This window comes from Microbacterium sp. bgisy203 (genome assembly GCF_057706945.1).
On record NZ_JBYIPF010000002.1, the window covers coordinates 253,229 to 266,743 of the forward strand.

Annotated in this window: 14 protein-coding genes; 9 read left to right on the plus strand and 5 right to left on the minus strand. The window is 71.3% G+C overall.

Annotation, left to right across the window (positions count from 1 at the left end):
* Window positions 1–96 precede the first annotated feature (96 nt).
* The 9 genes from AC3ENQ_RS04525 (at window position 97) to nagB (ending at window position 6,364) form a co-directional block, all read left to right on the plus strand.
* The gene (locus AC3ENQ_RS04525) at window positions 97–1,275 is read left to right on the plus strand and encodes an ROK family transcriptional regulator (protein ID WP_431802113.1); all 1,179 of its coding nucleotides are present in this window, start codon (window positions 97–99) and stop codon (window positions 1,273–1,275) included.
* 80 nt (window positions 1,276–1,355) lie between these two features.
* Window positions 1,356–1,547, plus strand: a complete 192-nt coding sequence (locus AC3ENQ_RS04530) for a hypothetical protein (RefSeq protein WP_431802115.1) — start codon at window positions 1,356–1,358, stop codon at window positions 1,545–1,547.
* Window positions 1,502–2,242: an extracellular solute-binding protein gene (locus tag AC3ENQ_RS04535; protein WP_431802116.1), complete on the plus strand. Its 741-nt coding sequence runs from the start codon at window positions 1,502–1,504 to the stop codon at window positions 2,240–2,242. The genes AC3ENQ_RS04530 and AC3ENQ_RS04535 overlap by 46 nt, the downstream gene beginning before the upstream one ends.
* Before the next feature lie 96 nt (window positions 2,243–2,338).
* Window positions 2,339–2,689: a type 2 periplasmic-binding domain-containing protein gene (locus AC3ENQ_RS04540; RefSeq protein WP_431802118.1), complete on the plus strand. Its 351-nt coding sequence runs from the start codon at window positions 2,339–2,341 to the stop codon at window positions 2,687–2,689.
* 86 nt (window positions 2,690–2,775) lie between these two features.
* The gene (locus AC3ENQ_RS04545) at window positions 2,776–2,934 is read left to right on the plus strand and encodes a hypothetical protein (protein WP_431802120.1); all 159 of its coding nucleotides are present in this window, start codon (window positions 2,776–2,778) and stop codon (window positions 2,932–2,934) included.
* Entirely contained in the window at window positions 2,931–3,749 is an 819-nt protein-coding gene (locus AC3ENQ_RS04550) for a carbohydrate ABC transporter permease (protein WP_431802121.1), read from the plus strand. Before AC3ENQ_RS04545 ends, AC3ENQ_RS04550 begins: the two co-directional genes overlap by 4 nt.
* Window positions 3,749–4,654 (plus strand): carbohydrate ABC transporter permease, encoded by a 906-nt coding sequence (locus AC3ENQ_RS04555; RefSeq protein ID WP_431802123.1) that lies wholly within the window; start codon window positions 3,749–3,751, stop codon window positions 4,652–4,654. The genes AC3ENQ_RS04550 and AC3ENQ_RS04555 overlap by 1 nt, the downstream gene beginning before the upstream one ends.
* Entirely contained in the window at window positions 4,654–5,592 is a 939-nt protein-coding gene (locus AC3ENQ_RS04560; RefSeq protein WP_431802125.1) for an ROK family protein, read from the plus strand. Before AC3ENQ_RS04555 ends, AC3ENQ_RS04560 begins: the two co-directional genes overlap by 1 nt.
* Window positions 5,585–6,364 carry a glucosamine-6-phosphate deaminase gene (gene nagB, locus AC3ENQ_RS04565; protein WP_431802127.1) on the plus strand — a complete coding sequence of 260 codons (780 nt, stop codon included), beginning with the start codon at window positions 5,585–5,587 and terminating at the stop codon, window positions 6,362–6,364. The genes AC3ENQ_RS04560 and nagB overlap by 8 nt, the downstream gene beginning before the upstream one ends.
* An 84-nt stretch (window positions 6,365–6,448) precedes the next feature.
* Here the strand turns inward: nagB and AC3ENQ_RS04570 are convergent, their stop codons facing one another.
* The 5 genes from AC3ENQ_RS04570 to AC3ENQ_RS04590 all read right to left on the minus strand — a co-directional run bounded on the left by AC3ENQ_RS04570 (window position 6,449) and on the right by AC3ENQ_RS04590 (window position 13,365).
* Window positions 6,449–7,822, minus strand: a complete 1,374-nt coding sequence (locus AC3ENQ_RS04570; RefSeq protein WP_431802129.1) for an FAD-binding oxidoreductase — start codon at window positions 7,820–7,822, stop codon at window positions 6,449–6,451.
* Entirely contained in the window at window positions 7,819–8,232 is a 414-nt protein-coding gene (locus AC3ENQ_RS04575) for a YrdB family protein (RefSeq protein ID WP_431802131.1), read from the minus strand. Before AC3ENQ_RS04575 ends, AC3ENQ_RS04570 begins: the two co-directional genes overlap by 4 nt.
* Window positions 8,233–8,261: 29 nt before the next feature.
* Window positions 8,262–10,106: a sigma-70 family RNA polymerase sigma factor gene (locus tag AC3ENQ_RS04580; RefSeq protein WP_431802133.1), complete on the minus strand. Its 1,845-nt coding sequence runs from the start codon at window positions 10,104–10,106 to the stop codon at window positions 8,262–8,264.
* A gap of 455 nt (window positions 10,107–10,561) precedes the next feature.
* A complete protein-coding gene (nagA, locus tag AC3ENQ_RS04585) occupies window positions 10,562–11,698 on the minus strand; it encodes an N-acetylglucosamine-6-phosphate deacetylase (RefSeq protein WP_431802135.1) in 1,137 nt (378 codons plus the stop codon).
* Entirely contained in the window at window positions 11,695–13,365 is a 1,671-nt protein-coding gene (locus tag AC3ENQ_RS04590; protein ID WP_431802137.1) for a family 20 glycosylhydrolase, read from the minus strand. Before AC3ENQ_RS04590 ends, nagA begins: the two co-directional genes overlap by 4 nt.
* Window positions 13,366–13,515 lie beyond the last annotated feature (150 nt).

The following is a 13,515-nucleotide window of genomic DNA, read 5'->3' on the forward strand; positions in this document are numbered from 1 at the left end:
AGAAACGATCGCGTGAATGTAACCGTTTTGTAAACTGCCCTACCAAATTGGGCGTCGGGCTTGCGAAAATTATGTTCGTAAGGTCTACTAACAAACATGTCAGGTGTGGATACGCAGCGCAGCTTCCCGGAGGCGGCGCCTCACGCGGGCCGATCGTTCGGCTCCGGCCGCACCCTGCGCCACGCGGCGAAGGTGCTCCCCGAGCACGCCCGCGCGCACAATCGGTCGCTCGTGCTGCAGACCCTCTTCCACCAGGGTGCCATGAGTCGTGCCGATCTCTCGCGCGAAACGGGTCTCACTCGCGTCACGATCTCCGACCTGGTGGCCGAGCTCATCGACGACGGCTACGTCGCCGAGCGGGGCCTCCGCGAGGTCACCGGTCCGGGAAAGCCCGCCATCCTGGTCGACCTGGACCGCGAGGGGCACCGCATCGTCGGTCTCGACCTCTCGCGCGCCGACCGGTTCCTCGGGGCCGTCCTGACCCTCGACGGCGAGATCGTCGTCCGCCACGAAGTCGACGTGCCGGCCGATCCGGCCGACATCGTGGCCGCTGTCATCGCGCTCACCCGCGATCTCGTCGCCGACGCGCACGCCCCCGTCCTCGGCGTCGGCGTCGGCACCCCCGGCATCGTCGACGACCGCGGCACAGTCCTCACCGCCCCGAACCTCGGGTGGACCGACATCGACCTCGAAGGCATCCTGCGGGCGGAGGTCTCCCTCCCGATCCTCGTCGCGAACGACGCGAACGCCGCGGTCCTCGCCGAGTACACGTTCGGCGGAGCACGCGACGACGTCATGCTCGTGCGCGTCGGTCGCGGTGTCGGCTCGGGCCTGCTGTCGGGCGGCCAGCCCATGCGCGGCGCGCGCTACGCCGCGGGCGAGATCGGCCACGTCACGGTCGGCACCGATGGGGGCCCCGTGTGCGTCTGCGGCAAGGTCGGATGCCTCGAGGCCTGGCTCTCGGGTCCGTCGTTGCGCCGCGCTCTCGCCGAAGAGGGCGCCGATCGCGAGAGCGTGCTGCGCGACGCGGGCGACCGCCTCGGCATCGCGCTCGCGCCGATCGTCGGTGCTCTCGACCTCTCCGAGATCGTGCTGTCGGGCCCCGAGGACCTGCTCTCCGGCATCCTCGCCGATGCCGCCGTGTCGACCCTGCGCGCGCGGACGCTCGCCGCGTTCCACGACGGCGTGCAGATGCGCATGACCGAGCAGGGCGAGGACATCGTCCTGCGGGGAGCGGCCGTCATGGTCCTCTCCGGTCAACTCGGGGTCTCCTGACCGCCACACACCCCCCGGTAGGGTCACCCGGCCCGGAACGCCAGAAAACACCGGGAATCACCAAGAAAAAGGAAGACACCATGAACAAGAAGCTCGGAGCCCTCGCGCTCCTCGGCGCTTCGGCTGTCGTTCTCGCCGGCTGCGCCGGGGGAGGGACCGATTCCTCCACGGACTCGGCCACGGCCGGATTCGACCCGGAGGCCGCCAAGGGCCAGAACATCACCCTGTGGCTGATGGGCAGCGACACCCCGACGAGCTGCGCACGTACCTGAAGGATGAGTACAAGAAGGCGACCGGCGGCACCCTCAAGATCGAGGAGCAGAGCTGGGGCGATGCTCTCACGAAGCTCACCGCGCAGCTGCCCGACTCGAAGAACACCCCCGACGTCACCGAGATCGGCAACACCTGGTCGCCGACCTTCACGACGGCCGGCTCGTTCGCCGACCTGAGCGGCGTCTACAAGGACCTGGGCGGCGAAGACCTGCTCCAGTCCTTCGTCGAGGTCGGCGAGGTCGACGGCAAGCAGTACGCCCTGCCGTACTACTTCGGTTCGCGCTATGTCACCTACCGCAAGGACATCTGGGGCGCGGCCGGCCTCGAGCAGCCCAAGACCCTCGACGAGTTCAACGAGTCGGTCGCGAAGCTGAAGACCCCCGATCAGTCGGGCTTCTACATCGGCGGCCAGTACTGGCGCAACGGCATCTCCTGGATCTTCGCCAACGGCGGAGAGCTCGCCAAGAAGGACGGCGACACCTGGAAGTCGACCCTGAGCGACCCGAAGACGATCGTGGGTCTCGAGCAGTTCCAGACGCTGTTCCAGGATGCCTCGAACGCCCCCGTCACCGAGAGCGACTCCACCCCGTGGGTCAACATCAACAACGACAAGTCGGGCGCCGCCCCCACGGCCGCCACGATCATCGCACCCGGCTGGGCGCACTGGTCGATCGGTGACTTCGTCGAGGAGTAGACGGGCGACGACGGCAAGGCCGTCGAGGTCCGCGAGTGGAACGACGACACGTTCGGCGTCTTCCCGCTGCCCGGCAACGACGGCAAGCCCGCCCCGGTGTTCGCCGGTGGCTCCAACATCGCGATCTCGGCCAAGAGCACCAAGCAGGCCGGCGCGAAGGAGCTCCTGCGCATCATCTTCTCCGACGAGTACCAGCAGATGCTCGGCAAGAACGGTCTGGGACCTGCGAACACGACCCAGGTCGACTCGCTCGGTGACGACATCTTCGCCAAGGCGCTCATCGACTCGGCCCTGAACTCGAAGCTCACCCCCGCCGCTCCCGGCTGGGCGGCTGTCGAGGGCCAGAAGATCCTCGACGAGTTCTTCGGCAAGGTCGCCGGCGGCGGCGACATCGAGTCGCTCGCCAAGGAGTACGACGCCAAGATCGACGCCATCATCAACGGCTGATCCCCCCTCAGTAACACCCGCCGGGCCGGGGCGCACGCCCCGGCCCGGCACCCCTCAACTCGCTCCCCACCCGAAGGAGGTGCATCATGGCGACCGCTACTGCGACACCCACCAGGCGGAACCAGGCACCCACGAGCGAAGACACCCGGAATCGTCGTAACGACGCCCGCAAGCGCTCTTTCGCCCCTTACGCACTGCTCATCCCCGCCGTGCTGATCCTGCTGTTCGGCATGGGTACCCCGTGATCTGGCAGTTCTACATCTCGTTCCACAAGTACGGAGCCCTCCAGCAGCTCGGCGGCCAGGCGCCCCAGTTCGTGTGGCTCGACAACTTCATCGCCGTCTCCACGAGCGCCGAGTTCTGGGGCGTGGCGATCCGCTCGATCCTCTTCTGCGTCATCACGGCCGCCGTCACCGTCGTGATCGGCATCCTTCTCGCGATCCTCATGAAGAAGGTCGCCACCGGTGCCCGGCTGACCCTGCAGATCGCCCTGCTGCTGGCGTGGGCCATGCCCGTCGTCGCGGCCATGACCGTGTGGATCTGGCTCTTCGACCGCCGCCGCGGCGTCGGGAACTACCTGCTCGACAAGATTCCGGGCGTCGACATGGATCAGTACAACTGGATCGGTGGCGCCCCGGTGGTCTTCTTCGCCGTCGCCTCGATCATCGTCATCTGGATGTCGGTGCCGTTCGTCGCCTTCTCGGTGTACGCCGGCCTGACCCAAGTCTCCGACGAGGTCATCGAGGCCACCGAGCTCGACGGCGCCGGGGGCGCACAGCGTCTGCGCTACATCTACCTGCCGATGCTCAAGCCGGTCATCTCGATCGTGCTCCTGCTGAACCTCATCTGGGACCTGCGCGTCTTCACGCAGATCACGATGCTGCAGGATGCCGGACCGAAGTCGACCGACTACGACCTGCTCGGCACCTACATCTACAAGATGGGCGTCGGCGGCCTGAACTTCGGACAGGGCGCCGCCATGGCCATCTTCGTGCTCGCGCTCACGATCGCGATCTCGTGGTTCTACGTGCGCAGCCTGCTCAAGGAGGATGAGGCGTGATGAGCGTCACCGCTCTGCCCGATAAAGCCGTCACCGACGTCGAGAAGACGATCGTCTCCGACCACAAGCGCCGCGTGCGCGTTCGCCCCTCGAACGTGTTCTTCAACGTGCTCGCGATCGTCCTGGGCATCATCTGGGTCTTCCCGGTGTACTGGATGGTCAACTCGTCGATGCTCTCGCCCTCGACGCTCGAGTCCGCGACGCCGACGTTCATCCCGTTCGGCGGATCGTTCCAGAACTTCATGTCGGTCATCACTCCCAGCTTCTGGTCGGCGCTCGCGATGAGCGTCACGGTGACCCTGATCGCGGTGTTCTTCTGCCTCCTGTTCGCCTTCCTCGCCTCGATCGCGATCAGCCGTTTCCGCTTCCGGGGACGCAAGACGTTCATCCTGGCGGTCCTGCTCATCCAGATGCTCCCCGCCGAGGGCCTGTTCATCGCGCAGTACAAGATGATGAGCGAACTGGGCCTGCTCTCCAATGCGCTGGGCCTGAGCCTCCTCTACATCGCAGCGGTCGTGCCGTTCACGGTGTGGATGCTCCGCGGGTTCGTCGCCGGCATCCCCGCCGAGCTCGAAGAGGCCGCGATGGTCGACGGCCTCAGCCGCACGCAGGCGTTCATGCGCATCACGCTGCCGTTGCTCGCCCCGGGCCTCGTCGCGTCGGGCGTGTACGCGTTCCTGCAGTGCTGGAACGAGTTCACCGTCGCGCTCGTCATCATGAGCGCCGACACCCAGACGCTGCCCCTGTGGCTGCGCGGGTTCGTCCAGGCCAGCCAGACCCGTGCGATCGACTGGGGGCAGGTGATGGCGGCATCCACGATCGTGGCCATTCCCGTCATCATCTTCTTCCTCATCGTTCAGGGCCGTATGACCAGCGGACTGGTGTCGGGCGCGGTGAAGGGCTGATGCGGCTGGGGTTCGATGTCGGAGGCACCAAGACCGACGCCGTCGTGGTCGCCCCGGGCGGCGAGATCGTCGCCCGGATACGCCGCCCCACCGGCTGGGGGCCGGGGGTGGTCGTCTCGACGATTCTCGACCTCGTCGCGGAGCTCACCGACACGGTGGGCATCGCCTCCTCCGACGTCGAATCGATCGGGATCGGTATGCCGGGGCAGGTCGCTCCCGGCAGCGCGGTGATCACCCACGCCGTCAACCTCGGGGTCGACGAGCTCGACTTGGGGGCCGCGATCGGCGCGGTCCTGGGGGTGCCGGTGCGCGCCGAGAACGACGTCAAGGCTGCGGCCGTCGGCGCCTACGCGCTGCACGGGAACGATCCCGGTTCGGCCGGCACGATGGCCTATCTGAACCTCGGCACGGGCATCGCGGCGGGGTTCGTGAAGGACGGGAAGCTGTGGCGCGGTGCGCGCGGCACCGCGGGGGAAGTCGGCCACATCTCGGTCGACCCCCACGGCCCGCTCTGCAAGTGCGGCCAGCACGGGTGCATCGAGGCCTTCTGCGGCGGCGGCGCGATCGCCGAGCGGTGGGGCCGTGAGGCGCTCCTACCGGTGCTCGACATGTTCGACGCGGCGGATGCCGGTGATAGCGAAGCCCTCGCCCTGCGCGGTGGCCTGGCGTACGGCGTCGCGTCGGCGATCCGCGTGATCATCCTCTCGGGAGGCGTGGAGTCGGTCGTGCTGGGGGGCGGTGTGACCGCCCTCGGCGACCGTATGCTGAGCCTCGTGATCGACGACCTGAACGCGAGTGCGGCGGCATCCCCTTTCATGCGCTCACTGCAGCTCGCCGAGCGGGTCTCGCTGCTGCCGCCGGGTTCGCCTGCGGCCGCCCTCGGCGCTGCGCTCGTCGGCGCCACCACCACCGAGCAGGAGGCAGTCGTCCATGGCTGAGATCGTCATCGTCCCCTCGGCCGCCGATGGGGGAGCCCTCGTCGCCGACGAGATCGTGAAACTCATCACCGAGCGCCCGGATGCCGTGCTGGGACTGGCGACCGGCTCGACGCCGCTGCCCGTATACGAGGCGCTGCGCCCTCGTGTCGAGGGCATCGACGTGTCGCACGTGCGCGGCTTCGCGCTCGACGAATACGTCGGCATCGACCCCAACCATCCGGAGAGCTACCGCTCCGTCATCACCCGCGAGGTGGTCGAGCCGCTGGGCCTCAACCCCGACCTCATCCACACGCCCAACGGCGACGTTGCGACGATCGAGCACGCCGGCGACGACTACGAGCGCGCGATCGCCGAGGCCGGAGGCATCGACCTGCAGCTGCTGGGAATCGGGACCTCGGGCCACATCGGATTCAACGAGCCCGGGTCGTCGTTCGCGTCGCGCACGCGCGTGAAGACCCTGATCGAGCAGACCCGCATCGACAACGCGCGCTTCTTCGACTCGATCGACGAGGTGCCGATGCACTGCATCACGCAGGGCCTCGGGACGATCCTCGACGCCCGGCACCTCGTGCTTCTCGCCTTCGGCGAGAACAAGGCCGCCGCCGTCGCTGGAGCGGTCGAGGGCCCGGTGTCGTCGTCGCTCCCCGGGTCGGCGATCCAGCTGCACCCGCACGTGACCGTCGTCGTCGACGAGGCCGCCGCATCTCAGCTCGAGCACGCCGACTATTACCGCTACGCCTACGCCAACAAGCCCGCCTGGCAGGGCCTCTGACCCCCGCGCCGCCGCGCCCCCACGCGCCCTGCCGTTTCGGAGGGCGAGGGCGCGCGCGGGCGCGGCGCGGCGGGGTGCGGAGGGTCAGGGGGCGAAGACCTTGCCGGGGTTCAGGATGCCGGTGGGGTCGAAGACCCGGGTGATGTCGCGCTGCAGGCGCCACTGATCGTCGCCGAGCTCGTCGGCGAGCCAGCGGCGCTTGAGGACGCCGACGCCGTGCTCGCCGGTGAGGGTTCCGCCGAGGCGGAGCGCCGCGCGGAACAGCTCGTCGGCCGCACGCCACACGACGTCGGGCACTTCGTCTCCCGTGAAGACGAAGTTGGGGTGCAGGTTGCCGTCGCCCGCGTGACACACGGTCGGGATCGTGAGGTCGAACTCCCGCTCGATGCGCGCGATCTCGTCGAACATCGCCGGCAGGGCGCTGCGCGGCACGGAGACGTCTTCGATGAGGGTCGTCCCGAGCGTCTCCATCGCGGGGTGCATCGACCGGCGCACGCGCCACAGGAGGTCGGCCTCGGCGTCGTCCGCAGCGAGGCGCACGTCGCCGCCCGCCTCCGCGAGGACGACGGCGATCGCCGCCGCCTCTTCCTCGGCGGCCGGGCCGTCGGTCTGGACCGTGAGCTGGGTCGCGCCCGCGGGCGGCGCGGGCAGGTCGAGCAGGGCGTGGACGGCGGCGAGGCACGCGGCATCCATCAGCTCCATGATCGCGGGCTGCACGCCCGACGCGGTCACGGCCGCGGCGCCTTCGGCAGCGGCGCGCACATCGGCGAAGGATGCCGTGAGCGTCCGCGTCCCGCCCGGCACGAGGCGCCGGAGCCTGAGGGTCGCGCCGACGACCACGCCGAGCGTCCCCTCCGAGCCGATGACGAGCGACGTGAGGTCGAGACCGGTGACGCCCTTCACGCTCCGATGACCGAGACGCAGCAGTCGCCCGTCGGCGAGGACGAGGTCGACGCCGAGCACCGCGTCGCGCACGACGCCGTACTTGGCGCACAGGAGCCCTCCCGCGCCGGTGGCGATGTTGCCCCCGACGGTCGAGATCTCGCGGCTCGCCGGGTCGGGCGCCCACCACAGGCCGTGCTCGGCGAGGGCGCGGTTCAGATCCGCGTTGAGGATGCCGGGTTCCACCACGGCGAGGAGGTCGTCGGGACGCACCTCGAGGATGCGGTCCATGCCGCGTACCGAGAGGACGATCTCGCCGGCGCCGGCGTTCGCACCGCCGGCGAGCCCGGTGCCCGCGCCGCGCGTGACGACGGGGGTCGCGGTGGCGTGTGCGATGCGGAGGGTCTCCTGGACGTCGGCGATCGACGCTGCGTGCACGATCGCGAGGGGCACGCCGTCGGCGGCGTGACCGGATTTGTCGGCGCGGGCGTCGTCGAGGTGCGCGGGGGAGGTGTCGACACGCTCGCCGAGGGCGCTGCGCAGCTGCGCGACGACGTCGACCGCGGACGCGCTCATGCGAGGCGGCGTCGGCCCGCGATCAGTCCGACGGTGACCGCGACGACGGCGAAGGCGAGACCGATCCAGGGGCTGCCGCTGGTCCACCACACGATCGTCACGGAGGCGTAGACGAGCAGCTCCACGAGCGCCCGGACGAACGGGTGGACGCTCAGGACGGCGCGCGGTGAGACGAACAGTGCCCACACGAGGATCGCGATGCCGGGAGCGGCGACGCCGACGACGATGTTCCACGGGAACGGCCACGCCGTGAACCCCCAGACGGCGAGCGTGCCGACGGCGAACAGCTCGCAGAGAAACGCGATGACGTCGATCGCGTCGAGGGCGGGGCGGGTTCCGGCGGGGCGCTCGCCGCTCGGCTGCGCCGGCTGTTCGGGCGCGGTCGGACGGACGTGCGGGAGGTCGGACATGCCTCCAGTTTACGGCGCGGGCCGTGCCGTCATCGCTCCGGTGCCGCCGCCGATGCCGTCACCGGTGCGGGAGCCGATGCGGTCGCGGCGACGTATGCGACGGTGAACCGCCTCCACGGCCACAGCCCGTGTTCCGCCGAGAGGATGCCGTGGCCGTCGGCATCCAGGGGCGTGCGCGCGACCTCGACACCGCCCGTGAGAAGGGCGACGGATGCCCCGGGCTCACCCGTCACGACGACGGTCGTGACGAAAGCGAGACGCGCGGCGTCCCACTCGGTCGACGAGGACGCGATCGTCGGCGCGCCGGCGGGCACGGTAGGGGTCGGTTCGGGAGTGGGGGTCGGTTCGGGAGTGGGGGTGGGTTCGGGAGTGGGGGTGGGATCCGGCGTCGCGCTGGGCGTCGGATCCGGAGTGGGCGTAGGGGCCGGCGTCGGGTCCGGGTCCGGAGTCGGGGTCGGCTCCGGAGGCGCGGCCGACGGCTCCGGCTCTGGCGCGGGGGCGGGGGCGGACGCGGGCCCCTCCGCCGGGTCGGGTGCGGAAAGAGCCGGGCGCGGCGTGGACGGACGGGCGGGGACTTCCGTCGGTGCGGCCATCGGGAGATCGGAGGGCGACGGACTCGCGGGGGCGGGCGCTGCCGCGTCGGGGGCGGTCTCGACGGCGTCCGCCTCCTCGGGCGCGGCGACGTCGCCGCCGGATTCGGCGGCCGTGGTGGGTGCGGGTGGGGCGAACAGCTGGGGCCCGACGATCGCGGCGGCGACGGCCGCGCCGGCGACGAGCACGCCGGCCGCGACGAGCCCGGCGACCCCGGCGAGGCCGCCGAACACGCCACCGCCGGTCGCACCCGCAACGCCCGCCGCGCCTGCGCCACCTGCCGCGCCCGCTGACCCGCCGCCGCCCGCGCCCGCCGTGCCCGACGACCCACCGGCCCCGGACCCACCGGCCCCGGATCCACCCGCCCCGGCACCAGCCGACCCGCCCGTCACCCCGACGAGCGTTGCCGACCCGCCGGCGTCCCCGGCGACCACGGCGCCCGGCATCCCGGGTGCCGCGCCCGCCGCGAGCGCGACGATCGGCGCTCCGCCGCCCTGCAGCGTCGCGAGGTAGGCCGTGGCGCCGCCGGCCCCGATGGTGAGGGGCAGGATCACCAGGGCGAGCCGGCGCGAGACTTCTTTGGCCTCGGCGGCGACGATGGCGCACCGGGCGCAGTCGGCGAGGTGCGCCTCGACCTTGCCGAGATCACGGCGTCCGAGGTTCCCGCGTGCGTACGCCCCGAGCCGCTCTACCGTCCACTGGCAGTCCGATCCCTCGGGGAGTGACCTCAGGTGCGCCTGGATCCACGCCTCCCGCAGCCCCTCGCGCGCGCGGAAGGCGAGCTGCGCGACGGCGGCCGCCTTCATCCCGAGCAGCGGCGCGACCTCGGCGGGCTTCATCTGCTCGATCTCGGTGTACCAGAGGACCTCCTGCCAGCGCGTCGGAAGGCTCCGGAACGCGTGCGCGGTGAGGCTCCGGTCGAGCGCCTCGTCGGTCGCGTGCGCTTCGGCATCCGGATCGGGCACCGACTCGAGCTCGTCGATCGCCGTCTCACGCCGTGCGCGGCCCCACGCGGCGGCGGTGTTGCGGATGCTCGTGAAGAGGTACGCCCGGAACGATCCCGTCGGGCCCCCGCCGCGCTGGATCGCCCGATAGATCCGCGCGTACGCCTCCTGCACGAGGTCGTCGGCATCGAACGTCGAGGTGATGGATGCCGCGACGGTGATGCCCGACCGAGAGTGGCGGCGCCACAGCTCTCCGAACGCGTCGGCGTCTCCCGAGCGTGCGCGCAGCACGAGGTCGGCGTCACCGGGCTCGGTGGCCGCGTCGCGCTCGTCATCCATGCGGGGTCCTCATTGGGAAGGGGTCGTCTCGTCAGAGAGACGCGCCTCGGCCGCATTCATGACGCGGCTTCTCCCATTGTCCCCGACGGGTCGGCGGAGCCGCACCCGACGCCTGTCGGAGAGCCCGCGCAAGAAACACGCAGAAAGTTCGAGAAGTCGCGTGATGATTCGGCGCGACGCGCATCTCATGGGCAGACCGGTCGTGCGGCCGCGCTCCTGGGGGGAGCGGGGCCGCCGGCGGTCGGGACGGAGCGATCCGCACATCGCCCCGGAACCGCGGGAGATCTCGGGGGAGGACTCCTGCGGCACCGGGAAGGGGACGGAGCGGGGCGGCCGCGCTGGGGGGAGCGCCGGCCGCCCCGCTCGCACCGCCGCGCGAGACGCACCCGCCGTGCGAGACGCACCCGCCGTGCGAGTCGAGCGCGCGGCCGAGCCGCGCCGCGCGAGGCGATGCCTCAGACGCGCTCGCCGTCGATCCAGACCCCGACGACGCGGAGGCCGTCGTCGAGCAGCACCGCGTCAGCGGCGGCGCCGGCGCGGAGTGAACCGAAACTCCCGTCGACGCCGATCGCCCGCGCCGGAACGCTCGTGAGGGCGGCGACGGCGGGGCCGAGCGGCAGCCCGCCCGCGACCACGAGGCGCAGGGCCGCGTCCTGCGTCAGGGTCGATCCCGCGATCGCGCCGTTCGAGACGAGGCGTGCCGTGCCGTCCACGACGTCCACCGCGAGCCCGCCCAGTTCGTACGCGCCGTCGGGGGCTCCGGCGGCGGCCATCGCATCGGTGATGAGCGCGATGCGGCCGGGTGCGCCCGCGAAGGCGAGGTTCATGACGTCGGAGTGCACGTGCACGCCGTCGGCGATGAGCTCGAGGGTCACGCGCTCGTCGCGCATCGCCGCGAGGATCGGGCCCGGCGCGCGGTGATGGATGCCGGGCATCGCGTTGAACGCGTGGGTCAGGATCGTCGCCCCGGCGTCGAAGGCCGCGATCGCCTGCTCCTCCGTCGCGTCGGTGTGTCCGACGGCGACGGCGACGCCGGCCTCGACGAACTGCGACGTCGCCTCCAGCCCCCCGGGGAGCTCCGGCGCCAGCGTCACCTGGCGGACGGTGCCGCGTCCGGCATCGACGAGACGTGCGACCGCCTCGGCATCCGGCGCCCGCAGCAGGCTCTCGGTGTGCGCCCCCTTGTGCCCGACGTCGAGGAACGGGCCCTCCAGGTGCGAGCCGAGGATGGTGGCGTCGCGCTCGGCGAGGTCGGCGACGAGCGCGGTCCGCGCCGCGAGGTCGTCGATCGACGCCGTCACGAGCGACAGGACGGCCCGCGTCGTGCCGTGCACGCGGTGCACGGCACGCGCCGTGGCGATCGCCTCGAGGCCGTCGTCGTACGAGGCGCCTCCGCCGCCGTGGCCGTGGATGTCGATGAATCCGGGCGTGAGGTGGGCGCCCTGCCCGTCGATCGCGTCGCCGGAGGGGAGCGTGCGCCACTCGTCGCCCGTGCCCGTGCGGAGGACGACCCCGTCGGCGAAGGCGACCCAGGCATCCGGGGTCACGCGTCCGTCGTCGACGAGGCGGACGGAGTGGATGACGGTGGTCACGCCTGCGCGCCCTCGCTCTCGGTCGGGCCGTCGGCCTCGGTGTCGGTCGCGGTCCCGCTCGCGGGATCGCTGGCACCATTCTGGTCCGCGTCGCCGGTGGCCGTCCAGGAGATGTCCGCGAGCGGCGTGAAGCCGATGCCCTGGCGGGTCCACAGCGGGGCGAGCGCTCCGAGGCGCGCCGCGAACGAGTCCCACGTGCGCAGGTCGCTCTCGCCGACCGCGGGTGACCACGCGGCCTCGGCGGCCGACGCGGCGCGGGGGAAGGCGAGCGCGTCGATGTCGGCGAGGGTGCGGGCGGTCTCCGACCACAGGGGCGCCTCGACGCCGAGGATCTGGTCGTCGGCGATGCCGTCGATGATCGTCGCCGGGTCCCACTCGTACGAGCGGCGGATGCTCGTCACGCCGTTCGCCCAGGTGAGGCCGAGGGGCGCGTCGGCGTCGAACTTCATGTCCAGGTAGATGGCATCGGCGGGGGAGAGGATCACCTGCGAGCCGAGCGCCACGAACCCGCGCGCCTTGTCGTCCATGCCGCCTTCCGGGGTCACGTAGCCCCAGTACTGACCGACGGTCGTGGGCGCGATGCCCGCCGACGAGCCGGCCTCGTGCCACGCGATCGGGGTCTTGCCGAGGCTTGCGGCGAGGGCCGTCACACGGTCGACGAACGCGGCGTAGTCCTCGTCGGAGGTGCCGAGCGCCTCGTCGCCGCCGATGTGGAGGTACGGCCCGGGGGTGAGCGCGGCGACCTCGCCGAGCACGTCGGCGAGGAAGGCCCACGTCGCCTCGTCGTGGATCTTCAGCGACGAGAATCCGACCGCCATGCCGTCGTAGGGTGTGCCGTTGACCGGCAGCTCGCCGCCGTAGTCGCGGACGATCGTGCGGATGTGGTCGCTCAGCACCGGCTCTTCGGACAGCTCGGGGTACGCGAGCGAGACGGCGTGCGTGTGTCCGGGCAGGTCGATCTCGGGGACCACCGTCATGTGGTGCGCCGCCGCGTACGCGATGATCTCGCGGTAGTCGTCCTGCGTGAAGAACCCGCCGGCGTCGCCGCCGACGGCGGTGGCGGATGCCTTCTCGGTGAGCAGCGGCCGCACGCGCGACTCGAGGCGCCAGCCCTGGTCGTCGGTCAGGTGCAGGTGCAGGACGTTGAACTTCAGGCTCGAGGCGCGATCGATGTACGCCTTCACGGTGTCGACGTCGTGGAAGTGGCGGGCGACGTCGAGCATGACGCCGCGGTAAGCGAAGCGCGGGGCGTCGTCGATGACGACGGCGGGGACGATCCAGTCCGCGTCGGCGGCATCACGCGCCGGCGCGATCAGCTGCGCGAGGGTCTGGATGCCGTAGAACAGGCCCGCGGCATCGGCGCCGGTGATGTCAACGCCCGACTCGGACGCCTCGAGCCGGTACGACTCGGCCGCACCGCCCGCGACATCGGGGTCGACCGCGACGGTGATGGTGCCGGGTGCCGGAGCGTCGGCATCCGGCGTGTCAGTATCCGGGGCGCCGCCGAGCGTCAGACCGGTGCGGGTCTCGACGACGGTGCGGACCTCCGCGACGCCTTCCGCGTCGCCGAGGACACGCGTGTCGGCGCGCAGGATGAAGGGCGCGGCGTCGGCCGGCTGGATCGATGCGGGTGCGGGGACGACGGGGAGGACAGACGGACGGGCCACGATGCTCCAATCTCCGGACCGCCGGCCGCGGGCGGGCGACCGGTCGGGGACGCGCACATCGGCATCCGCTCTCATTCTGTCCGAATCGATTCGACGTGTAAAGACGATTAACAAAATGCCGTCCGATGATCTGCGGATCCGCTTCTGCGT

What these genes read in the sequence shown, in the direction of transcription:
- AC3ENQ_RS04525 (WP_431802113.1), top strand. Translation starts at nt 97, where the DNA reads ATGTCAGGTGTGGATACGCAGCGCAGCTTCCCGGAGGCGGCGCCTCAC.
- AC3ENQ_RS04530 (WP_431802115.1), top strand. Translation starts at nt 1,356, where the DNA reads ATGAACAAGAAGCTCGGAGCCCTCGCGCTCCTCGGCGCTTCGGCTGTC.
- AC3ENQ_RS04545 (WP_431802120.1), top strand. Translation starts at nt 2,776, where the DNA reads ATGGCGACCGCTACTGCGACACCCACCAGGCGGAACCAGGCACCCACG.
- AC3ENQ_RS04555 (WP_431802123.1), top strand. Translation starts at nt 3,749, where the DNA reads ATGAGCGTCACCGCTCTGCCCGATAAAGCCGTCACCGACGTCGAGAAG.
- AC3ENQ_RS04560 (WP_431802125.1), top strand. Translation starts at nt 4,654, where the DNA reads ATGCGGCTGGGGTTCGATGTCGGAGGCACCAAGACCGACGCCGTCGTG.
- nagB (WP_431802127.1), top strand. Translation starts at nt 5,585, where the DNA reads ATGGCTGAGATCGTCATCGTCCCCTCGGCCGCCGATGGGGGAGCCCTC.
- AC3ENQ_RS04570 (WP_431802129.1), bottom strand. Translation starts at nt 7,822, where the DNA reads ATGAGCGCGTCCGCGGTCGACGTCGTCGCGCAGCTGCGCAGCGCCCTC.
- AC3ENQ_RS04575 (WP_431802131.1), bottom strand. Translation starts at nt 8,232, where the DNA reads ATGTCCGACCTCCCGCACGTCCGTCCGACCGCGCCCGAACAGCCGGCG.
- AC3ENQ_RS04580 (WP_431802133.1), bottom strand. Translation starts at nt 10,106, where the DNA reads ATGGATGACGAGCGCGACGCGGCCACCGAGCCCGGTGACGCCGACCTC.